The organism is Pseudomonas macauensis (genome assembly GCF_047902425.1).
Lineage (GTDB): Bacteria > Pseudomonadota > Gammaproteobacteria > Pseudomonadales > Pseudomonadaceae > Pseudomonas.
The window spans coordinates 4610143-4630762 of the sequence record NZ_CP138377.1; the positions used below are offsets into that span (position 1 = coordinate 4610143).

Below are 20620 nucleotides of genomic sequence, written 5' to 3' on the forward strand. Positions count from 1 at the left end.
CACCGTCAACAGCGCAAGGACCCGGCTCCACCATGGACGAACACAGCACTTACTTCGCCTTCGCCGGCATTGGCATCGCCTCCCTGCTCAGCCAGTGGCTGGCCTGGCGCCTGCGCCTGCCGGCGATCCTGTTCCTGCTGCTGAGCGGTATTCTGATCGGCCCTGTCCTGCACCTCCTGACCCCGGAACACCTGTTCGGCCCGCTGCTGTTCCCGGTGGTATCCCTCGCAGTGGCCCTGGTGCTGTTCGAGGGCAGCCTGACGCTGCGCCTGGACGAATGGAAGGAAATCGGCACCGTGGTCCGTCGCATGGTCACCGTCGGCGCGCTCACCACCTGGGGGGTGATCGCCCTGGCGACCCGCTACCTGCTGGACTTCACCTGGGAAATGGCCCTGCTGTTCGGCGCCCTCACCCTGGTCACCGGCCCCACGGTGATCGTGCCGATGCTGCGGGTCGTACGTCCTAACGCGACCATCGCCAACATCCTGCGCTGGGAAGGCATCGTCATCGACCCCATCGGCGCCCTGCTGGCCGTCGTGGTCTACACCTTCATCGCCGCCAGCGACGTCGGCCAGGGCTGGGCCGACAGCCTGCTGACCTTCGTCAGCGTGATCGGCTGCGGCATCGCCTTCGGCCTGGTCGGCGGCCAGGCGCTGGGGGTCGCCCTGCGTCGGCACTGGCTACCGGATTACCTGCATAACCTGGCATCCCTGTCCGTGGTCCTGGGCGTGTTCGTGCTGTCGAACAACGTCATGTCGGAATCGGGACTGCTGGCCGTGACCGTGATGGGCCTGCGCATGGCCAACATGCAGGGCGTCGACGTGAAGCACATCCTGCACTTCAAGGAAAACCTCAGCGTGCTGCTGATCTCCGGGCTGTTCGTGCTGCTGGCCGCGCGCCTGGACATGTCGGCGCTGCTCGGCCTTGGCCCGGTTGCACTGCTGGTGCTGGCGCTGATCCAGTTCGTCGCCCGGCCACTGAGCGTGATGATCTCCACCGCCGGCTCCGCACTGAACTGGCGCGAACGCGCGCTGCTGAGCTGGATCGCGCCACGCGGCATCGTCGCCGCAGCAGTATCGGCAATCTTCGCCATTCGCATGATGGAAGCCGGCCACGCCCAGGCCGGCGTACTGGTGCCCCTCACCTTCCTGGTGATCATCGGCACCGTGGTCCTGCAAAGCGCCACCGCGCGCCCACTGGCCCGCCTGCTGAAAGTCGCCGAGCCGGTGCCCACCGGCTTCCTGATCGTCGGTGCCAACCCGGTGGCGCGGGCCATCGGCGTCGGCCTGCAGAACGCCGGGGTGCAGGTGCTGCTCACCGACTCCAGTTGGGAGAACACCCGCGCCGCGCGCATGGAGAACCTGCCAACCTACTTCGGCAACCCCGCCTCGCAACATGCCGAGGCGCACCTGGACCTGATCGGCCTGGGGCATTTGCTGGCGCTGTCCCCCAACGCCGAGCTGAATGCCCTGATGTGCATGAGCTTCCGCCACGAATTCAGCCCCTGGCAGCGCTTCATCCTGCCCAGCAGCCAGGACAGCCGCCGCAGCCAGAAGCATCGTGTCAGCGACCGCCATCGCGGCCATCCCCTGGGCCAGACGCCCATCACCTACCCGCAGATGGCCGGCTTGATCGCGCGCGGCGCGGAAGTCCGCTCGACGCTGCTCAGCGACAACTTCGGCTGGGAGGAATACCAGGCCCAGCACGGCAGCCGGGCGCTGCTGCTGTTCGCCCGCGACCCGAACGGCCGCCTGCACATCGCCAGCCCGGACCGGCCGCTGACGCCCGGCACCGGCTGGACGGTGATCTCACTGGTGGAGGAAGCCCCGGAAAATGTCGCGGGTACAAATGAAACAGCGCAAGCCGCAATAACCTGACAATCGGCCGCGTCAGCCTATCTTTAGGTGGGTGACAGAATTCGTCTGACAGACAATGATTGCATCACGCCATCATTGCACCAATGAAGCTTACCGCCATGCCCAGTCAGCAGAACTCCCGCCTCGGTCAGATCCTGGTCAGCAAGGGACTGATCACCTCCCAACAGCTGGACCACGCCATCCAGCTCCAGCTCAGCAACGGGTTGCGCCTGGGCGAAACGCTGATCCAGCAGGGCTGGATCAGCGAACGCCAGCTCGGGCGGGCCCTGAAGAAGCAGAACAACGTGCGCCTGGCGGCGACGCTCCTGGCGGCATTGCTCAGCCCGTTTCAGCTGGCCAGCGCGGACGTGCAGCGTCAGGCTCCGACCAGCATCACCCGCCATGAAGCGCCCCACGGCCTGAAACCGCTCAGCGACCATGAGATGAGCAACATCAACGCCCAGGGCTTCGATGACACCCTGCAAAGCCTCCTGGTCAGTGCCGAAGGCGGCGACGGCGTGGGCACCGTCAAGCAGCTCGCGCGCCTGGTGCTGCCGGTAGTGGACAGTCTGAACGCCGAAACCTCCATGCGTGACGTGCAATACGACACCGCGCACGCCTCCTCGACCTTCAATGCCGACGGCTCGATCAACGTGCGCCTGCCCAGCTCCATCGGCGAAGTGCGCTTCGACAACATCCGTGTCGCCGGCGCGCCCAAGACCCAGAGCATGGGCAGCCTGAGCCTGCAGAACATTGACCTGTCCCAGGCTTCGCTGAAGATCAGCCTGCGCCACTGAGTCTTTTGTGTAGGAACGAGCTGACCGACATCGAAATGAAAGAAGGCGCCCACGGGCGCCTTCTTGCGTATCAGGCCTCGAAACCCGGCAGGACCGGCACCGGGCGCTTCTCATCATCGATGGCGACGAAGCTGAACAACCCGTGAATGGCCTTCTCGCGGCCGTCGGCGGACATGCTCTCGACGAACACCTCGACCTCGACCTTCAGGCTGGTGTTGCCGACCTTCACCACCCGGCCAATCAGCTCGACGATGGAGCCGGCGGGGATCGGGTGCTTGAAATCGATGCGGTCGGTGGACACGGTCACCAGTGGCAGGCGGCAGAAGCGCGTCGCGGCGATGAACGAGACTTCGTCCATCCAGGCCAGCGCGGTGCCGCCGAACAGGGTGTTGTGGTGGTTGGTGGTGGGCGGGAAGATCGCCTTGGTCACGCGGGTTTCCGAAAGCGTCGTGCGGCGAAGGATTTCTTGCTCTCTGGGGCTCATGCCACTGCTACCTGATGCATTGAAGGTGGCTGCCGGTGCTGCGGATGTTGTGCTTGTCGTGCGCTGCCGGGGGCAGATGGGAACGGGGCCGAAGTGGCCAGCCGGCAAACGCCGGGCAAGAAAAAAGCAGCCCGTGGGCTGCTTTTTTCGGGAAAGACCGGTGACTTAGACCAGTTTTTCCTTGATGCGCGCTGCCTTGCCGGACAGTTCGCGGAGGTAGTACAGCTTGGCCTTGCGCACGTCGCCGCGACGCTTGACGGAAACGCTGTCTACCAGCGGGCTGTAGGTCTGGAAGGTACGCTCTACGCCTACGCCGTTGGAGATCTTGCGAACGGTGAACGCGCTGTTCAGGCCGCGGTTGCGCTTGCCGATGACAACGCCTTCGAAGGCCTGCAGACGCTGACGGTCGCCTTCCTTCACTTTAACCTGGACGATTACGGTGTCGCCGGGGGCGAACGCCGGAATCTCTTTGTTCATCTGTTCAGCTTCGATCTGCTGAATGATCTTGTTGGTCATTTCAGTGCTCCTAAGACAAGCGCTCGGCGCTCGCCATCGATACGTTAACTATCGTTCCGCTGGCGGATATATTCCTCCAGCAGCTTCTTCTCTTCTCCAGAAAGCGAGCGGCAATCCAGAAGATCGGCACGTCGTTCCCAGGTCCTGCCTAAGGACTGCTGCAAACGCCAGCGCCGGATGTGTTCGTGGTTGCCGCTGAGCAGCACCTCAGGAACACGTTTGTCTGCGTACACCTCGGGTCGGGTGTAGTGCGGACAGTCGAGCAGGCCATCCGTGAAGGAGTCCTCCTCGGCGGAGTCCACGTGGCCCAGTGCACCGGGCAACAATCGCGTGACCGCGTCAATCAGCACCATGGCCGGAAGCTCACCCCCGGACAGGACATAATCGCCAACTGACCATTCCTCATCGACATGCTCTTCAATGAAGCGCTCGTCGATGCCTTCGTAACGCCCGGCGATCAGGATCAGTCGTTCCTCGTTCGCCAGTTCCTTCACGGCCGCTTGCGTGAGCTTGCGACCTTGCGGCGAGAGGTAGATCACCTTCGCCGGTCCGCCTGCGGCTTGCCGGGCATCGCCCAGTGCGCCTTCAAGCGGCTTGATTTTCATCACCATGCCGGGACCACCGCCGAAAGGCCGGTCATCCACCGTCTGGTGACGGTCCTCGGTGTTGCTCCGCGGGTTGAAGCACTGAAGCTGAATCAGCTCCTGCTTGACCGCGCGACTCGTGATGCCATAGTCGCTGATGGCGCGAAACATCTCCGGGAAGATGCTGATGACTCCAATCCACATGAATTAGAAGTCCGCGTCCCAGTCCACCCGAATCTCGCCAGCTTCCAGGTCCACCGCTTGCACGCACTGATCCGTATACGGGAGCAGGCGTTCACGGTCGTCCAGGCTGCCTGCGCAGGGCTTGACTACCATCACATCGTTGGCGCCGGTCTCCAGCATGTGGTCGAGAATCCCGAACAGTTGCCCGTTCTGGTCGATCACCCTGAGACCTTCCAACTGGCTCCAGTAGAATTCGCCATCGTCCAGCACCGGCAGCTCGCTGCGCGGAACCAGGATTTCGAATTCAGCGAAGGTGCGGGCGATCTCGCGATCATCCAGTCCCTTCAGCTTCGCGACCAGGACATTGCCCTGCACGCGACCTTGAACCAGCTCAGCCTGTCGAACCTCGTTGCCACGCTTGAGCGTCCAGCGACGGTAATCCAGCAGGTTGTCCAACGGATCGGTAAAGGAATACACCTTCACCTCACCACGAATGCCGTGCACCGATACGATCTTGCCGAGAACGATCATCTCCTCGGCGGGAGCAGGCTTCGTGTTCATCGATCTCAGGCAGCCTTGGCGGCTTCCTTGATCAGCTGAGCAACACGCTCAGACGGTTGAGCGCCTTGGCTCAGCCAGTAGTTCAGACGCTCCTGGTTGATCGAGACCTTGACCTCGGCACCAGTTGCAACAGGGTTGAAGAAGCCGACGCGCTCAACGAAACGGCCGTCACGAGCGTTGCGGCTGTTGGTCACGGTCAGGTGATAGAACGGGCGCTTCTTGGAGCCGCCACGAGCCAGACGAATGGTTACCATGCGTACGTTGTTCCTATGGTTTGCTTGCAAAAAAGAAATGCAGCCCCCGGGCACAGAGCCCGAAAGGCCGCATATTCTATGAGCTAAAGCCCCGCGCCGCAAGCCGCAGCGCGTCCGGCCCGCCGGGCGGCGGGCCGTCTGGGGTCACATCTTGGGCATGCCGCCGGGGAACATGCTGCCCATGCCGCGCATCATCTTCGCCATGCCACCCTTGGCGGTGACCTTCTTCATTACCTTCTGCATCTGCTTGTGCTGCTTGATGAGACGGCCGACATCCTGAACCTGGGTACCGGAACCCAGGGCGATGCGGCGCTTGCGCGAACCACTGATCACTTCCGGGTCACGGCGCTCGGCCGGGGTCATGGAGTTGATGATCGCCTCCATCTGCTTGAACTGCTTCTCCGCCGCGTTCTGCGCGTTGCCCATCTGCGACAGGTTGACGCCGCCGAGCATCGGCAGCTTGTCCATCAGGCTGCCCAGGCCGCCCATGTTCTTCATCTGCTGCAGCTGGTCGCGGAAGTCTTCGAGGTCGAAGCCCTTGCCCTTCTTGATCTTCTTCGCGAGCTTCTCGGCCTTCTCGCGGTCCATGTTCTGCTCGGCCTGCTCGATCAGGCTGAGCACGTCGCCCATGCCGAGGATGCGCGAGGCCACGCGGTCGGGGTGGAACGGATCGAGCGCTTCGCTCTTCTCGCCCATGCCGAGGAACTTGATCGGCTTGCCGGTGATGGCGCGCACGGACAGCGCGGCACCGCCACGGGCGTCGCCGTCGACCTTGGTCAGCACCACGCCGGTCAGCGGAAGGGCGTCGTTGAAGGCCTTGGCGGTGTTGGCAGCGTCCTGACCGGTCATGGCGTCGACCACGAACAGGGTTTCCACCGGCTTGATCGCCGCGTGGACCTGCTTGATCTCGTCCATCATCTCGGCGTCGACGTGCAGGCGACCGGCGGTATCCACGATCACCACGTCGATGAACTTCAGCTTCGCCTCGCGGATCGCAGCTTCAGCGATGGCCACCGGCTTCTGGCTGGTATCGGACGGGAAGAAGGTCACGCCGATGTCATTGGCCAGGGTTTCCAGCTGCTTGATCGCCGCCGGGCGGTAAACGTCGGCGGATACCACCAGCACGGACTTCTTCTTGCGCTCCTTGAGGAAGCGCGCCAGCTTGCCGGCGGTGGTGGTCTTGCCCGCGCCCTGCAGGCCGGCCATCAGGATGACCGCCGGTGGAGCGGCGGCGAGATCGAGGTCCTCGTTGGCCGCGCCCATCAGCTCGACCAGTTCGGCCTGGACGATCTTCACGAAGGCCTGGCCCGGGGTCAGGCTCTTGGAAACCTCGGTGCCGACCGCGCGATCCTTGATCTTGGCGACGAAGTCCTTGACCACCGGCAGGGCCACGTCGGCCTCCAGCAGGGCCATCCGCACTTCGCGGAGCGTGTCCTTGATGTTGTCCTCGGTCAGCTTGGCCTTGCCGGTAACGTGGCGCAGCGTTTGCGAAAGGCGATCTGTAAGGTTTTCGAACATGCGCGTTCCTAATCAGACCCGGTCGGGTCAGGGTTTGGCTTGTCAGCAAGCCGGCGATTATAGCGAAGTGCGGCCAGCGCCAACACCGCCGATGATCCCTCTGTGACGGACCGCGCCCAGGCTAGAAGCGAACTGTTCTCAGCGGCTTTCTAGACCCGGCCGTTCTGTGCCACACTCACGGCCTTTCGGGTCCCCCTTCCAAGGACTGTTCCAAGGACTTATGCAACCTCTGCTGCCCAGCCTGATCGCCGCCGTCCTCTATATCGGCACTACCGTCTACCAGAGCGTTAGCCTGGCCCGCCGCACCCCGCCGCAGAAACCGCTGCTCCTCCTGCTGGGCCTGGCCGCCCTGCTCTGCCAGGCCTACAGCCTGAGCCAGGAGCTGCTGACGCCCGGCGGCCTGGTGCTGGACTTCTTCAACGCCGCCAGCCTGATCTCCGCCGCGGTTACCGCACTGACGCTGCTGGCCTGCCTGCGCATCCCGGTGCACAACCTGCTGATCTTCCTCTATCCGCTGGGCGCCCTGACCACCCTGCTGGCGGCGTTCGTGCCCCACGGCACCATCGAGCCGATCAATGAACAGCCGGGCATCCTCGCGCACATCCTGCTGTCGATCCTCGCCTACGGCCTGCTGACCATCGCCGTGGTCCAGGCGCTGCTGTTGCTGGTGCAGGACCATCAGCTCAAGCACAAGCACCCGTCGGGCCTGATCCGCAACTTCCCGCCGCTGCAGACCATGGAAAGCCTGCTGTTCGGCTTCCTCTGGGGCGGCTGGTCGCTGCTCTCGCTGTCGCTGATCTCCGGCTGGCTGTTCGTCGACAACCTGTTCGCCCAGCACCTGGCGCACAAGACCATCCTCTCCTGCTTCGCCTGGATGGTGTTCGCCGTGCTGCTGTGGGGCCGCCACCAGCTCGGCTGGCGTGGTCACAAGGCCATTCGCTGGACCCTGGCAGGTTTCTGCCTGTTGATGCTGGCCTATTTCGGCAGCAAGCTGGTCAAGGAATTCATCCTGCACATCTGACGCTGGCGGCGGTGCCGCACCGCCGCGAAACGCCGAAGGAACCCGACGCATGGGCGACATCCACCCCGGCTACATGATCGGCCTGCTGGTCTTCCTGCTGGTGTGTTCCGCGTTCTTCTCCAGCGTCGAGACCGGCGTCCTGAGCCTCGATCGCTACCGCCTGCGCCACCTGTCCAAGCAGGGCAACCGCGGTGCACGGCGCACCAGCTGGCTGCTGCTGCGCACCGACCGGCTGTTGGGCACCATCCTGATCGGCAACAACTTCGTCAACATCGTCGCCTCCGCCCTGGCCACCCTGCTGGCCCTGCGCCTGTGGGGCGAGGCTGCCGTCGCGCCGACCACCATCGTCCTGACCCTGGTGCTGCTGATCTTCGGCGAGATCACCCCCAAGACCTACGCCACGCTGCGCCCGGAAAACGTCGCCTTCCCCGCCAGCCTGCCGCTGCTGTGGCTGCAGAAGCTGTTCAGCCCGCTGCTGTGGCTGATGACCGGGGTGAGCAACCTGCTGCTGCGGGCCTGCGGCCTCGACCCGACCCAGCGTGTCAGCAAGCCGCTGAGCAGCGAGGAGCTCAAGAGCGTGGTCAGCGAGTCCAGCGAGAAGCTCACCGCCAACCGGCAGAACATGCTGCTGAGCATCCTCGATCTGGAAAAGATCACCGTGAACGACCTGATGGTGCCACGCAACGAGGTGCAGGGCATCGACCTGGACGACGAGCTGGAAACCATCATCGGCCAGCTGCGCAACACCACCCACACCCGCCTGCCGGTGTTCCGCAATGACATCAACCAGGTCGAGGGCGTGGTGCACATGCGCCAGATCGCCCGCCTGCTGACCCACAACCAGCTGACCAAGGACAGCCTCAAGGCCGCGTGCCTGGAGCCCTACTTCGTGCCCGAGAGCACGCCGCTGTCGACCCAGCTGATCAACTTCCAGAAGCAGAAGCGACGCATCGGCATCGTCGTTGACGAGTATGGCGAGGTGATCGGCATCATCACCCTGGAAGACATCCTCGAAGAGATCGTCGGCGAATTCAGCAACCAGGACGCCCTGCGCAACCCCGATATCCACCCGCAGGCCGATGGCACCTATGTGATCGACGGCTCGGCCAACCTGCGCGACCTCAACCGCGCCCTGGGCTGGCAACTGCCCAGCGACGGCCCCAAGACCCTCAACGGCCTGGTCACCGAAGCCCTTGAACAGATTCCCGACTGCGCGGTGTGCCTGAAGATCGGCCGCTACCGCCTGGAAATCCTCCAGTCCGGCGAGAACCGCGTGAAAAGCGTGCGCGTCTGGCAACCCGGCATTCCTACACCACCCGCGCCGCACCGCGACGAGCTTGCCTGAGCGGCCCCACCCGCCCCTATAATCCGGACGGCTTACCCAGCCTCCCGCCAGCGCCCGCCGCTACCCACGACACCCCGCTGGCCAGTCAATCGCACGCCCCGCCGAGCCTCGACCCCGCGTCGTTGCCTTGCGAAGCAGCCGGCCTCGCCCTGACCCGCCGCGAGCCGCGTCCCCCTGCCCCGACCCGGGCCGCGCTTCCTTCTCGCGCCACGGCGATGCCTCTTCATGATGCCGGACACGACCGCAGAGTCGTCGCCGAGCAGGACTGCCAGGGACCGACCCGCATGACCAGCACCACCTTCGACGCCGAACAGCCGGCCGAACAGACCAACTCCACCACCCGTGTCGCAGTGGCCAGCTTCATCGGCACCGCCATCGAGTTCTACGACTTCTACGTCTACGCCACCGCCGCCGCGCTGGTAATCGGCCCAGTGTTCTTCCCACAGACATCGGGCACCGCCCAGGCGCTGAGCGCCTTCCTCACCTTCGGCATCGCCTTCCTCGCCCGCCCGCTGGGCTCGGCGCTGTTCGGTCACTTCGGCGACCGCATCGGACGCAAATCCACCCTGGTAGCCTCGCTGCTGCTGATGGGCGTGTCGACCACCCTGATCGGCCTGCTGCCGGGCTATGACAGCATCGGTGCCTGGGCGCCCATCCTGCTCTGCGTGCTGCGCTTCGGCCAGGGCCTGGGGTTGGGCGGGGAGTGGGGCGGCGCCGCGCTGCTAGCCACGGAGAATGCGCCGAAGGGCCGTCGCGCCTGGTTCGGCATGTTCCCGCAGATGGGCCCGTCGATCGGCTTCCTCGCCGCCAACGGCCTGTTCCTCTGCCTGGCCATGCTGCTCAGCGAGGAGCAGTTCCGCGCGTGGGGCTGGCGCATCCCGTTCATCCTCAGCGCCGTGCTGGTGATCGTCGGCCTGTACGTGCGCCTGAAGCTGGTGGAAACCCCGGTGTTCGCCAAGGCCATGGCGCGTCACGAACGCTCCAGCCTGCCGATCGCCGAGCTGTTCGCCAGACATTGGCGGCCGACGCTGCTCGGCGCCCTGGCAATGGTGGTGTGCTACGCCCTCTTCTATATCTCCACGGTGTTCTCGCTGAGCTACGGCGTGACCAGCCTGGGTTACAGCCGCGAACAGTTCCTTGGCCTGCTGTGCTTCGCCGTGCTCTTCATGGCCGCCGCCACGCCGCTCTCCGCCTGGCTGAGTGACCGCTTCGGGCGCAGGCCGGTGCTGATCGTTGGTTGTATCGCTGCGATCACCTCCGGCTTCGCCATGCAGCCACTGCTGAGCCAGGGCTCCTCGGTCGAGGTGGCGATCTTCCTGGCACTGGAGCTGTTCCTGATGGGCGTTACCTTCGCCCCCATGGGCGCGCTGCTGCCGGAGCTCTTCCCCACCCACGTGCGCTACACCGGCGCTTCGGCGGCCTACAACCTGGGCGGCATCCTCGGTGCCTCGGTGGCGCCGTACATCGCGCAGAAGCTGGTGGGCATGGGCGGACTGAGCTGGGTGGGTGGCTACGTTTCGGTGGCGGCGGCACTCAGCCTGCTGGCCGTGCTGTGCCTGCGGGAGACGCGCGAGAGCGATCTGGACAACATCGACTGAAGTCCGACCTGCAGGAGCGAGCGTGGTCGCGAACAGAGGTATCCGGCTACTTCAGCGCTGGGCGGTTCGCGAGCAAGCTCGCTCCTACAACATGCAAGGCGCTCCGGGCTCAGCCCCGGAGGCGCGGCAGACCAAGGTGTATCGGCGTACAACCGCGGACGGTTGTACGCCCTACGACTGCACCAGCCACTGCGCCAGGTGTTCGCCCCAGACCTGATAGCCCAGCGCCGAGGGGTGATAACCGTCGATGGCGAGGAACTGCGGCTGCATTTCCAGGCTGACCTCGCAATAACCGGCGCCCTGCGTCAGGGCCAGCGTACCGAGCTGGCGATCCAGCAACGCCGCGCGCCAGCCCAGTAGTTGCCGCAACAGCCACGGCAGCGCGGTGAAATGCTGCAGCGGCGGCACCGCCGTGCATACCACGCGCGCGCCACGGGTTCGGAAATGCCCGATCAGTTGTTTGAGAGAGCCCAACCAGCGCTGGCTGGAACTGAAGTGGGTCGTATCGTTGACGCCGAAGACCAGCGCCACCAGGTCGTAATCCTGATCCGCCGCCATTGGTAACAAGCGCTCACAGGCCTCGCCGGCGGTAATACCGTTCTCCCCGATCGCACGCCAGGCGACGGGACGCTCCAGCCGACAGGAAAGCGCCAGCGCCAGGCGCCCGGCCAGGGCAAAATCCAGGCAGGATGCGCCGACTCCGGCGACCGTGGACTCACCCAGCAGTAGAAGACGAAAGGGTTCGCCTGGCTTCTCGATGCCGGCGACGCCTTCGCAGACACCCGCCGCGGGAGCCAGGCGCAAGGCCGTGCGCCGGGTGCGCACGGCCATGGGCAGGGCCAGCGGCAGCAGCGGCAATGCCGCCGCCCACCACATCAACCCCGCCCAGCGGCTCACAGCTCGACGTTGACCGCCTGGGCCGAACGGGTCGCCTTGGCGCGGGCCGCGTCGATCGACTCGTCGCGCGCCAGGGCCACGCCCATGCGGCGCTGACCGTCGACTTCCGGCTTGCCGAACAGGCGCAGCGCGGTATCCGGCTCGCTCAGGGCGGCGCCGAGGTTGGCGAAGGCCACCTTGTCGGACTTGCCTTCCACCAGAATCACCGCCGAGGCGGAATCGCCCAGCTGGCGGATCACCGGGATCGGCAGACCGAGGATGGCGCGGGCGTGCAGGGCGAACTCGGAAAGGTCCTGGGAAATCAGGGTCACCAGGCCGGTGTCATGCGGGCGCGGCGAGACTTCGCTGAACCACACCTGATCGCCCTTCACGAACAGTTCCACGCCAAACAGGCCGCGACCGCCCAGCGCCTCGGTGACCGCCTTGGCCACGCGCTCGGATTCGGCCAGCGCCTTTGGGCTCATGGCCTGGGGCTGCCAGGACTCGTGGTAGTCGCCCTTCACCTGGCGGTGGCCGATGGGGGCACAGAAGGTGGTGCCGCCGATGTGACGAACGGTCAGCAGGGTGATCTCGTAGTCGAAGTCGATGAAGCCCTCGACGATCACCCGGCCCTTGCCGGCGCGGCCACCCTCCTGGGCGTAGTCCCAGGCGGCCTTCAGGTCGGCATCGGATTTCAGCACGCTCTGGCCCTTGCCGGAGGAGCTCATGATCGGCTTGACCACGCAGGGGTAGCCCACGGCAGCAACACCGGCGGCATATTGCTCGTAGGTATCGGCGAAGTGATACGGCGAGGTGGGCAGGCCCAGTTCCTCGGCGGCCAGGCGACGGATGCCCTCGCGGTTCATGGTCAGCTGTGCGGCGCGGGCGGTGGGGACGACGGTGTAGCCTTCGCTCTCCAACTCGACCAGGGTCGCGGTGGCGATGGCTTCGATCTCCGGCACGATGTAGTGCGGTTTTTCCTGCTCGATCACCGCGCGCAGGGCCCCGCCGTCGAGCATGCTGATCACATGGCTACGGTGCGCCACCTGCATCGCCGGTGCGTTCTCGTAACGGTCAACGGCGATCACCTCGCAACCCAGGCGCTGCAGTTCGATCGCCACTTCCTTGCCCAGCTCGCCGGAGCCACAGAGCAGTACACGGGTCGCGCTCGGCGACAGGGGAGTTCCAATACGGGGCATTGCGTGAAACCTCGGGAAGGGAAAGTGTTGAAACGAAAAAGCTCGGCGGCGTGCTAGATCAGCACGCCCTGCTGGCGGGCGCGCTCTTCGCAACGCCGGAGCACCTCGCGGCGTTCGGCGTTGTCCATGCGCCCCCAGCGGGTGATTTCGTCGGCGCTGCGCTGGCAGCCCAGGCAGATGTCGGCGTCATCCAGCGCGCAGACATGCACGCAGGGCGAGGCCACGGGACGTTCTACTGTCATTCTTCCTGCTCGGCCAACTCGCGGGCGTAACGCTGGGCGTTGTGCACGTAATGGGCGGCGCTGGCTTCGAGGATCTTCTTCTGCGCCTCGGTCAGCTCGCGCACCACCTTGCCGGGCGAGCCCATCACCAGGGAGCCGTCGGGAATTTCCTTGCCCTCGGGGATCAGCGCGTTGGCGCCGATGATGCAGTACTTGCCGATCTTCGCGCCGTTGAGGACCACCGCGTTGATGCCGATCAGGCTGTAATCGCCCACCTGGCAGCCGTGCAGCATGGCGTTGTGGCCGATGGTCACGCCCTTGCCCAGGGTCAGCGGGAAGCCCATGTCGGTGTGGATCACGGTGCCATCCTGCACGTTGCTGTTCTCGCCGATGTGGATCAGCTCGTTGTCGCCACGCAGCACGGCGTTGAACCACACGCTGGCGCCGGCATCCAGGCGAACCTTGCCGATCACCGTGGCCGTGGGGGCGATCCAGCTTTCCGGATGGGTTTCGACTTGGGACGAGCCCAGGCGGTACTTCATGGGTTTCTCCTCAGGCGGGGGCCGCTCGTTCGGCTCTTTATAGGCGTCAGCTCAGCTTGATGAACTGCGCGGGCGGTTGGTGCAGGTCGATGCGGGCGTCATACAGCAGATTGACCAACTCGACCAGCATGATCGCCGACAACCCCCAGATCTTGTACCCCTCGTAGAGGTAGCTGGGGACGTACCAGCTGCGGCCGAAATAATCGATGCGATGAGTGGTTTCCCGCGGGTCGCCACGGAAGAACTCCAGCGGCACCTTGAAGACTTCGGCAATCTCGCCGTCATTGGGGCGGTACTCGACGAAGTCCGGGACGAAGCCGACGAATGGCTTGACCAGGATACCGTGACGGGACAGCAACGTGCTCAACGGCCCGACCACTTCCACCAGCCCGGGCGGCAGGGCGATCTCCTCTTCCGCCTCGCGCAGGGCGGTATGGATCAGGTCGACGTCCTCGGGGTCGCGTCGCCCACCGGGGAATGCCACCTCGCCGCTGTGGGTGGACAGCCCCGTCGCGCGCAACGTGAGCACGAGTTCTTCCTGGGGAGTGATGGGGAGCAGGACCGCCGCTTCCGGGAAGCTGCGGTCCGTTTCGAAGTCGCGAGGCGTGTGCGCCTGTATGCGTTGGCGCAGCTGGTCCAGCATGCCGAACATCCTGCGGGAAAGGGCCGATTCTTTTAATTGAACGATCATGGCACGAAAGACCGAACTGCCCAAGCCCCGCCCCTTGCTGCGTGCCCGGCGCAGCGCGCAAGATGGGCGCATATTCGAACAAGGAAACGGCATGAAATTCTGCAGTCAGTGCGGCGCTCCCGTGAGCCTGCGCATCCCCAGCGGCGACAACCGCCCGCGCTACGTCTGCGACCAGTGCCATACCGTGCATTACCAGAACCCTCGCATCGTCGCCGGCTGCCTGCCGGTGTGGGAAGGGCGCATCCTGCTGTGCCGTCGCGCCATTCAGCCGCGCCAGGGCTTCTGGACCCTGCCCGCCGGCTTCATGGAGAACGGCGAGACCCTGGAGCAGGCCGCTGCGCGGGAAACCCTCGAAGAAGCCTGCGCCCGCGTCCACGACCTGCAGCTCTATACCCTCTACGACCTGCCGCACATCAGCCAGGTGTACATGTTCTTCCGCGCCGAACTGGCCGACCTGGACTTCCGCGCCGGCGAGGAGAGCCTGGAGGTAAAACTGTTCGAAGAATCCGACATCCCGTGGGGTGAGCTGGCTTTCCCCACCGTGGGCCGTACCTTAGAATGCTACTTTGCGGACCGGATCAAGCGGAGCTTCCCGGTGCGCAACGAAGCCATCGCACCGATGCTGGCACAGAAAAAGAACTAAAAGACCTGTACACCGCCTCTAAGGCATTAGGATCACTGGGGAATACGTTTCAATGCGCTGGCTGATCGCCGTCCTTTGTCTTACCTTCGCCGCGTTCTCGAACGCCAGTGCGACGCCTACGCTCGACGGTCATATCGACAAGATTCTCGTGCTCAAATCCGAGCGCAAACTGCACCTGATGAGCAACGGCAAGATCCTCAAGAGCTACCGTGTGTCCCTGGGCAAGCGGCCGCAAGGACCGAAGCTCGCCGAGGGCGACAACCGCACGCCGGAAGGCTTCTACTGGATCGACTGGCGCAAGACCAGCGACAAGTACAACCTCTCCATGCACATCTCCTACCCCAACGCGCGTGATGTGGCCAAGGCGCGGGAAAAGAACCTGTCGCCGGGCGGCATGATCATGATCCACGGCACCCCGCTGGATGAGGAATACCCCGAGTGGTACTTCTCCACCCTCGACTGGACCAACGGCTGCATCGCCATGACCAACGCCGACCTGCGCGAGGTCTGGAGCCTGGTGAAGGACGGCACGCTGATCGAGATCCGTCCCTGACCGGACACACCAATGAAAAAGGCGCCTTTGGGCGCCTTTTTCATTTACGTCAGAACACCATGTCCGACAACCGCCACACCTCGAAGGCCGGCGTCTCATAAGGGTGCGCGGCCTTCAAGGCCTTGACCGAGTCATGGATCAGCTCGTCCGCCACCACCATCTCGACCTTCCATTCGGCCACCTGCTCGACGGTGCCCGCCTGGCCGATGAACGGATTGCTGCCCTGCAACGGCCGGAATTGCCCCTGTCCCAGCGCCTGCCAGCAGCAGCTGTCATAGGCACCGATGCGTCCAGCACCCGCGGCAAATACCGCCTTCTTGACCGGTTCCAGGTGACTCTCCGGAACGTAGAAACAAAGTTTGTACATCGAATGCTCCGAAACAGGGAGATCGAAACAGGAAACGCCGTGGCGAATGACGCCACGTATGACAAATGCTGCCATAAGTAGTGGCACATTGCCTCTTATGACTCACGAGTCATCGGGAAAGTTCGACCGCCTGGTGCCGTGGGCGTTCGCCCTCAGGCGACTTTGTCCGAAATCTGTGACCGACTTCGAGATCAGCGCCCCATGAAGCGCTGCCAGCGAGCTCTCAAGCCCGGCGCGTCCGGCGCATGGGAACCATCGCAATAAGGCAGATTAGCCGAACGACCGCAGCGGCAGAGCAACAGGTGACGCTCGCGCCCCACGCTCAGCTCCAGCGTGTCCACACAGCCTTCGGCGGCATCCGGGAGGCACAGGCACCGCCCGCAGCGGCACAGGCGTAGCCTCTGCCCAGGCTCGACCGAGCGGACTTCAGGAAGCATCTGATTCGCCAAAGCCCACTCCTCCTCCCAACGGCGTATAACGTTCGACGTTATACGCCGTTTGACCTTAGCCTAAGAGCACTCCGGGCTCAGCCTTGGAGCCTACAACTTACCAGGGTGAGTTGGCGTACAACCGCGAACGGTTGTACGCCCTACGGGCAAAGAAAAAGGGGAAAGCCGCAGCTTTCCCCTTTTCGTGTCTCCCCCGGAAACCGGACTCAACCCACCCAGACGCGGGCGTTGCGGAACATGCGCATCCAGCCGCCGTTCTCCTCCCACTCATCCGGACGCCAGGAGTTCTGCACGGCGCGGAACACGCGCTCCGGGTGCGGCATCATGATGGTGACGCGGCCGTCGCGGCTGGTCAGGCCGGTAATGCCACGGGGCGAGCCGTTCGGGTTGGCCGGGTAGGCTTCGGTGACCTTGCCCTGGTTGTCGACGAAACGCAGTGCCACGGTGCCGGACAGATCGGATTCCAGCAGCGCCTCCTCGCTCTCGAACTCCGCATGGCCTTCGCCGTGGGCGATGGCGATCGGCAGGCGCGAACCGGCCATGCCCTGCAGGAAGATCGACTGCGATTCCTGGACCTGGACCATCGCCACACGCGCTTCGAACTGCTCGGAGCGGTTACGCACGAAGTGCGGCCAGAACTCGGTGCCGGGGATCAGCTCGTGCAGGTTGGACATCATCTGGCAACCGTTGCACACGCCCAGGGCGAAGCTGTCCTTGCGCTCGAAGAAGGCCTGGAAACCATCACGGGCACGGGTGTTGAAGAGGATGGACTTGGCCCAGCCCTCGCCGGCGCCCAGTACGTCGCCGTAGGAGAAGCCGCCACAGGCCACCAGGCCCTTGAACTGCTCCAGGCTGACACGGCCGGAGAGGATGTCGCTCATGTGCACGTCGATCGCGGCGAAGCCGGCGCGGTCGAAGGCGGCAGCCATTTCCACCTGGCCGTTGACGCCCTGCTCGCGCAGGATGGCCACCTGCGGACGCACACCCTTCTTGATGTACGGCGCGGCGATGTCGTCGTTGACGTCGAAGCTCAGCTTCACCGACAGGCCCGGATTGCTCTCGTCGAGCAGGCCGTCGAATTCCTGGTCGGCGCAGTCGGCGTTGTCACGCATGCGCTGGATGCGGTAGCTGGTCTCGCTCCAGATGCGCTGCAGGTCGCGGCGCTGGGCATTGAAGACCTGCTCGCCGTTGAAGGCCAGTTCGATGTCGGCGCCGTTGACCGGCTGGCCGATGACCGCGACACAGTCTTCCAGACCGGCGGCGCTGAACTGGGCAAGCACTTCCGGAGTGGCGCCGCTGCGAACCTGGATGACGGCACCCAGCTCTTCGTTGAACAACGCAGCAACCAGTTCCTCGCGGCTTTCGGCCAGTGCATCGAGGTTCAGGTCCAGGCCGCAGTGGCCGGCGAAGGCCATCTCGACCACGGTAGCCATCAGGCCGCCGTCGGAACGGTCGTGGTAGGCCAGCAGGTGGCCGTCGGCGTTCAGGCCCTGGATCACGGCGAAGAAGGCCTTCAGGTCTTCGGCGTCGTCGACGTCCGGCGCAGCGCGGCCGATCTGGCCGTTGACCTGGGCGAGGATGGAGCCACCCATGCGGTTCTTGCCACGGCCGAGGTCGATGACGATCAGGTCGGTCTCGCCCTTGTCCAGGCGCAGCTGCGGGGTCAGGGTCTTGCGCACGTCGCTGACCGGAGCGAAGCCGGAGATGATCAGCGACATCGGCGAGGTGACGCTCTTCTCGGCATCGCCATCCTGCCAGCGGGTCTTCATGGACATGGAGTCCTTGCCCACCGGGATAGTGATGCCCAGCGCCGGGCACAGCTCCATGCCGACAGCCTTGACGGTGTCGTACAGGCGCGCGTCCTCGCCCGGGTGCCCGGCAGCGGCCATCCAGTTGGCGGAGAGCTTGATCTCGGAAATCTTGTCGATGCTGGCGGCGGCCAGGTTGGTGATGGTCTCGCCAATCGCCATGCGGCCGGAGGCCGGGGCGTCGATCAGGGCCAGCGGGGTGCGCTCGCCCATGGCCATGGCTTCACCGGTGTAGACGTCGAAGCTGGTGGCGGTGACGGCGCAGTCGGCCACCGGGACCTGCCACGGGCCGACCAGCTGGTCGCGAGCAACCAGGCCGGTGATGGTACGGTCACCGATGGTGATCAGGAAGTTCTTGCTGGCCACGGCCGGGTGACGCAGAACGCGCTCGGTAGACTCGGTCAGGTCGAGGCCGGCGGCAGCGAAGTCATCGCCCAGCTCGGCTTCGCGGGTGACCGAGCGGTGCATGCGCGGCGGCTTGCCCAGCAGCACTTCCAGCGGCATGTCCACCGGCTTGTTGCCGAAGTGGCTGTCAGCGACGGTCAGTTGCTTCTCTTCGGTGGCTTCGCCGACCACGGCGAACGGGCAACGCTCGCGCTCGCAGATGGCCTTGAAGGTCTCGAAGTCGGCGGCGTCGACGGACAGGACGTAACGCTCCTGCGACTCGTTGCACCAGATTTCCAGCGGGCTCATGCCCGGCTCGTCGTTGGGCACGGCGCGCAGTTCGAAACGGCCGCCACGGCCACCGTCGTTGATCAGTTCCGGCAAGGCGTTGGAGATGCCGCCCGCGCCCACGTCGTGGATGAACTTGATCGGGTTGTTGTCGCCCAGCTGCCAGCAACGGTCGATGACCTCCTGGCAGCGACGTTCCATTTCCGGGTTCTCGCGCTGCACCGAAGCGAAGTCCAGGTCAGCGGCGGAAGCGCCGGTGGCCATGGAGGATGCGGCGCCGCCGCCCAGGCCGATCAGCATGGCCGGGCCGCCGAGCACGATCAGCTTGGCGCCGACCGAGATCTCGCCCTTCTGCACGTGGTCTTCGCGGATGTTGCCCATGCCGCCGGCGATCATGATCGGCTTGTGGTAGCCACGGACTTCCTCGCCGCGCGGGGTGGCGATGGCCTGCTCGAAGGTACGGAAGTAGCCGGCCAGGTTCGGGCGGCCGAATTCGTTGTTGAACGCGGCGCCGCCCAGCGGACCTTCGATCATGATGTCCAGCGGGGTGACGATGCGCTCGGGCTTGCCGTAGGGCACTTCCCAGGGCTGCTCGAAACCGGGGATGTTCAGGTTGGAGACGGTGAAGCCCACCAGGCCGGCTTTCGGCTTGGCGCCACGGCCGGTCGCACCTTCGTCGCGGATCTCGCCGCCGGAGCCGGTGGAGGCGCCGGGGAAGGGAGCGATGGCGGTCGGGTGGTTGTGGGTTTCCACCTTCATCAGGATGTGCACCGGCTCTTCGCTGGCGCCGTACTGGCGGGTTTCCGCGTTCGGGTAGAAGCGGCCGGCGACGTAGCCCTTCATGACCGCGGCGTTGTCCTTGTACGCGGACAGCACGCCTTCGCGGTGCATTTCATAGGTGTTCTTGATCATGCCGAACAGGCTCTTGTCTTGAGCCTGGCCATCGATGTCCCAACTGGCGTTGAAGATCTTGTGGCGGCAGTGTTCGGAGTTGGCCTGGGCAAACATCATCAGTTCGACGTCGTGCGGGTTGCGGCCCAGCTCGACGAAGCTTTTCACCAGGTAGTCGATCTCGTCTTCGGCCAGGGCCAGGCCCAGGTCGAGGTTGGCCTTCTCCAGCGCGGCGCGACCGCCGGCGAGGATGTCCACTACGGTCAACGGCTTGGGCTGGGCGTGGCTGAACAGGGCGGAAGCTTCTTCGAGCTGGTTCAGGACCAGTTGGGTCATGCGGTCATGCAGGCGGGCGGCGACGGCTTGCGCGTCGGCCTCGCTCAGTTCACCACTGACGTAGTAGGCGATGCCGCGCTCGATACGCTCGATCTTGGCCAGGCCGCAGTTGCGGGCAATGTCCGACGCCTTGCTCGACCAGGGCGAGATGGTGCCGAAACGCGGTACCACCAGGAACAGGCGACCGGCGGGTTCCTGTACCGAGACGCTCGGGCCGTATTTCAGCAGGCGGGCGAGGACCTGTTCTTCCTCGGCGTTGAGGGCTCCGGTGACCTCGGCGAAGTGCGCAAACTCGGCATACAGCCCGGTGACGGCGGGCACCTGCTGGGTCAGCAGGTCGAGCAGTTTGCCGTGGCGGAAAGCGGAAAGGGCGGGAGCACCGCGCAGGATCAGCATTGTCGGAACAGCCTCTGGAGACGGGGAAGTGTGTGGGGCCGGGCGGGCCGGCCCACAGAGGCCGTGCATTCTACCGTAAAGCGCGGGGCGGCGGCACCTGTCCAGCGCCTTCCTCGCCACCATCGCCATCCAATCGGTTTTTAACCTTCGAACAGCTTCGACCGGCCCCTTCCCAGCCCGCCTGGCCCGGTGTTATGCGCCAAAATGCCGACGAACGGCACGTCAGCTAGCAGAGAAGCGTCAAGCTGTCGATATATGG

The 20620-nt window shown here is 64.8% G+C and carries 21 protein-coding genes; 7 read left to right on the top strand and 14 right to left on the bottom strand.

Annotated elements, in window-relative coordinates; genetic code table 11:
• Positions 1-32 precede the first annotated feature (32 nt).
• Positions 33-1877, top strand: coding sequence for a cation:proton antiporter (locus SD196_RS21060; RefSeq protein WP_275608321.1), 1845 nt, complete (start codon positions 33-35; stop codon positions 1875-1877).
• A gap of 98 nt (positions 1878-1975) precedes the next feature.
• The gene (locus SD196_RS21065) at positions 1976-2653 is read left to right on the top strand and encodes a hypothetical protein (protein WP_416310623.1); all 678 of its coding nucleotides are present in this window, start codon (positions 1976-1978) and stop codon (positions 2651-2653) included.
• A 70-nt stretch (positions 2654-2723) separates the two neighbouring features.
• On the opposite strand, the gene SD196_RS21070 is transcribed toward SD196_RS21065, so the two are convergent.
• The 6 genes from SD196_RS21070 to ffh all read right to left on the bottom strand — a co-directional run bounded on the left by SD196_RS21070 (position 2724) and on the right by ffh (position 6753).
• Positions 2724-3137 carry an acyl-CoA thioesterase gene (locus tag SD196_RS21070; RefSeq protein ID WP_275608323.1) on the bottom strand — a complete coding sequence of 138 codons (414 nt, stop codon included), beginning with the start codon at positions 3135-3137 and terminating at the stop codon, positions 2724-2726.
• A gap of 165 nt (positions 3138-3302) precedes the next feature.
• Positions 3303-3653: a 50S ribosomal protein L19 gene (rplS, locus tag SD196_RS21075; RefSeq protein WP_009616363.1), complete on the bottom strand. Its 351-nt coding sequence runs from the start codon at positions 3651-3653 to the stop codon at positions 3303-3305.
• A 44-nt stretch (positions 3654-3697) separates the two neighbouring features.
• Entirely contained in the window at positions 3698-4441 is a 744-nt protein-coding gene (gene trmD / locus SD196_RS21080) for a tRNA (guanosine(37)-N1)-methyltransferase TrmD (RefSeq protein WP_152225264.1), read from the bottom strand.
• Between the two features lie 3 nt (positions 4442-4444).
• Positions 4445-4981, bottom strand: coding sequence for a ribosome maturation factor RimM (gene rimM, locus SD196_RS21085; RefSeq protein WP_275608324.1), 537 nt, complete (start codon positions 4979-4981; stop codon positions 4445-4447).
• A gap of 5 nt (positions 4982-4986) precedes the next feature.
• Positions 4987-5235 carry a 30S ribosomal protein S16 gene (rpsP, locus tag SD196_RS21090; RefSeq protein ID WP_015478455.1) on the bottom strand — a complete coding sequence of 83 codons (249 nt, stop codon included), beginning with the start codon at positions 5233-5235 and terminating at the stop codon, positions 4987-4989.
• A 144-nt stretch (positions 5236-5379) separates the two neighbouring features.
• Positions 5380-6753 (bottom strand): signal recognition particle protein, encoded by a 1374-nt coding sequence (ffh, locus tag SD196_RS21095; protein ID WP_275608325.1) that lies wholly within the window; start codon positions 6751-6753, stop codon positions 5380-5382.
• Positions 6754-6973: 220 nt separating this feature from the next.
• Between ffh and SD196_RS21100 the strand changes: the two genes are divergently transcribed.
• The 3 genes from SD196_RS21100 (at position 6974) to SD196_RS21110 (ending at position 10717) form a co-directional block, all read left to right on the top strand.
• Entirely contained in the window at positions 6974-7774 is an 801-nt protein-coding gene (locus tag SD196_RS21100; protein WP_416310624.1) for a cytochrome C assembly family protein, read from the top strand.
• Between the two features lie 49 nt (positions 7775-7823).
• Positions 7824-9119 (top strand): HlyC/CorC family transporter, encoded by a 1296-nt coding sequence (locus SD196_RS21105; RefSeq protein ID WP_275608327.1) that lies wholly within the window; start codon positions 7824-7826, stop codon positions 9117-9119.
• Between the two features lie 284 nt (positions 9120-9403).
• Complete coding sequence (locus SD196_RS21110) at positions 9404-10717, top strand: MFS transporter (RefSeq protein WP_416310625.1); 1314 nt, start codon at positions 9404-9406, stop codon at positions 10715-10717.
• Between the two features lie 171 nt (positions 10718-10888).
• Here the strand turns inward: SD196_RS21110 and SD196_RS21115 are convergent, their stop codons facing one another.
• From SD196_RS21115 to SD196_RS21135, 5 genes are read right to left on the bottom strand one after another with little or no spacing between them, the layout of a single operon-like run.
• Positions 10889-11614, bottom strand: coding sequence for an SGNH/GDSL hydrolase family protein (locus tag SD196_RS21115; protein ID WP_343577709.1), 726 nt, complete (start codon positions 11612-11614; stop codon positions 10889-10891).
• Complete coding sequence (gene purT, locus SD196_RS21120) at positions 11611-12792, bottom strand: formate-dependent phosphoribosylglycinamide formyltransferase (protein ID WP_416310626.1); 1182 nt, start codon at positions 12790-12792, stop codon at positions 11611-11613. The genes SD196_RS21115 and purT overlap by 4 nt, the downstream gene beginning before the upstream one ends.
• Before the next feature lie 53 nt (positions 12793-12845).
• The gene (locus tag SD196_RS21125) at positions 12846-13034 is read right to left on the bottom strand and encodes a DUF1289 domain-containing protein (RefSeq protein ID WP_275608331.1); all 189 of its coding nucleotides are present in this window, start codon (positions 13032-13034) and stop codon (positions 12846-12848) included.
• The gene (locus tag SD196_RS21130) at positions 13031-13555 is read right to left on the bottom strand and encodes a gamma carbonic anhydrase family protein (protein WP_275608332.1); all 525 of its coding nucleotides are present in this window, start codon (positions 13553-13555) and stop codon (positions 13031-13033) included. The genes SD196_RS21125 and SD196_RS21130 overlap by 4 nt, the downstream gene beginning before the upstream one ends.
• Before the next feature lie 46 nt (positions 13556-13601).
• Positions 13602-14198, bottom strand: coding sequence for a CoA pyrophosphatase (locus SD196_RS21135; protein WP_370599932.1), 597 nt, complete (start codon positions 14196-14198; stop codon positions 13602-13604).
• A gap of 139 nt (positions 14199-14337) precedes the next feature.
• Between SD196_RS21135 and SD196_RS21140 the strand changes: the two genes are divergently transcribed.
• Together SD196_RS21140 and SD196_RS21145 are read left to right on the top strand one after the other, a co-directional pair.
• Complete coding sequence (locus tag SD196_RS21140) at positions 14338-14889, top strand: NUDIX hydrolase (protein WP_275608333.1); 552 nt, start codon at positions 14338-14340, stop codon at positions 14887-14889.
• Between the two features lie 52 nt (positions 14890-14941).
• The gene (locus SD196_RS21145; RefSeq protein ID WP_207887455.1) at positions 14942-15442 is read left to right on the top strand and encodes a L,D-transpeptidase family protein; all 501 of its coding nucleotides are present in this window, start codon (positions 14942-14944) and stop codon (positions 15440-15442) included.
• Between the two features lie 49 nt (positions 15443-15491).
• Here SD196_RS21145 and SD196_RS21150 read toward each other — a convergent pair whose 3' ends face one another.
• The 3 genes from SD196_RS21150 to purL all read right to left on the bottom strand — a co-directional run bounded on the left by SD196_RS21150 (position 15492) and on the right by purL (position 20361).
• Positions 15492-15809, bottom strand: a complete 318-nt coding sequence (locus tag SD196_RS21150) for a YqfO family protein (protein WP_207887456.1) — start codon at positions 15807-15809, stop codon at positions 15492-15494.
• A 191-nt stretch (positions 15810-16000) separates the two neighbouring features.
• A complete protein-coding gene (locus tag SD196_RS21155) occupies positions 16001-16246 on the bottom strand; it encodes a CDGSH iron-sulfur domain-containing protein (protein WP_416311761.1) in 246 nt (81 codons plus the stop codon).
• A gap of 218 nt (positions 16247-16464) precedes the next feature.
• Positions 16465-20361: a phosphoribosylformylglycinamidine synthase gene (gene purL / locus SD196_RS21160; RefSeq protein ID WP_416310627.1), complete on the bottom strand. Its 3897-nt coding sequence runs from the start codon at positions 20359-20361 to the stop codon at positions 16465-16467.
• Positions 20362-20620 lie beyond the last annotated feature (259 nt).

Bases quoted from the DNA above. Each gene is read 5' to 3' on its own strand.
- SD196_RS21060 (WP_275608321.1), top strand. From the start codon at position 33: ATGGACGAACACAGCACTTACTTCGCCTTCGCCGGCATTGGCATCGCC.
- SD196_RS21065 (WP_416310623.1), top strand. From the start codon at position 1,976: ATGCCCAGTCAGCAGAACTCCCGCCTCGGTCAGATCCTGGTCAGCAAG.
- SD196_RS21070 (WP_275608323.1), bottom strand. From the start codon at position 3,137: ATGAGCCCCAGAGAGCAAGAAATCCTTCGCCGCACGACGCTTTCGGAA.
- rplS (WP_009616363.1), bottom strand. From the start codon at position 3,653: ATGACCAACAAGATCATTCAGCAGATCGAAGCTGAACAGATGAACAAA.
- trmD (WP_152225264.1), bottom strand. From the start codon at position 4,441: ATGTGGATTGGAGTCATCAGCATCTTCCCGGAGATGTTTCGCGCCATC.
- rimM (WP_275608324.1), bottom strand. From the start codon at position 4,981: ATGAACACGAAGCCTGCTCCCGCCGAGGAGATGATCGTTCTCGGCAAG.
- rpsP (WP_015478455.1), bottom strand. From the start codon at position 5,235: ATGGTAACCATTCGTCTGGCTCGTGGCGGCTCCAAGAAGCGCCCGTTC.
- ffh (WP_275608325.1), bottom strand. From the start codon at position 6,753: ATGTTCGAAAACCTTACAGATCGCCTTTCGCAAACGCTGCGCCACGTT.
- SD196_RS21100 (WP_416310624.1), top strand. From the start codon at position 6,974: ATGCAACCTCTGCTGCCCAGCCTGATCGCCGCCGTCCTCTATATCGGC.
- SD196_RS21105 (WP_275608327.1), top strand. From the start codon at position 7,824: ATGGGCGACATCCACCCCGGCTACATGATCGGCCTGCTGGTCTTCCTG.
- SD196_RS21110 (WP_416310625.1), top strand. From the start codon at position 9,404: ATGACCAGCACCACCTTCGACGCCGAACAGCCGGCCGAACAGACCAAC.
- purT (WP_416310626.1), bottom strand. From the start codon at position 12,792: ATGCCCCGTATTGGAACTCCCCTGTCGCCGAGCGCGACCCGTGTACTG.
- SD196_RS21125 (WP_275608331.1), bottom strand. From the start codon at position 13,034: ATGACAGTAGAACGTCCCGTGGCCTCGCCCTGCGTGCATGTCTGCGCG.
- SD196_RS21130 (WP_275608332.1), bottom strand. From the start codon at position 13,555: ATGAAGTACCGCCTGGGCTCGTCCCAAGTCGAAACCCATCCGGAAAGC.
- SD196_RS21135 (WP_370599932.1), bottom strand. From the start codon at position 14,198: ATGCTGGACCAGCTGCGCCAACGCATACAGGCGCACACGCCTCGCGAC.
- SD196_RS21140 (WP_275608333.1), top strand. From the start codon at position 14,338: ATGAAATTCTGCAGTCAGTGCGGCGCTCCCGTGAGCCTGCGCATCCCC.
- SD196_RS21145 (WP_207887455.1), top strand. From the start codon at position 14,942: ATGCGCTGGCTGATCGCCGTCCTTTGTCTTACCTTCGCCGCGTTCTCG.
- SD196_RS21150 (WP_207887456.1), bottom strand. From the start codon at position 15,809: ATGTACAAACTTTGTTTCTACGTTCCGGAGAGTCACCTGGAACCGGTC.
- SD196_RS21155 (WP_416311761.1), bottom strand. From the start codon at position 16,246: ATGCTTCCTGAAGTCCGCTCGGTCGAGCCTGGGCAGAGGCTACGCCTG.
- purL (WP_416310627.1), bottom strand. From the start codon at position 20,361: ATGCTGATCCTGCGCGGTGCTCCCGCCCTTTCCGCTTTCCGCCACGGC.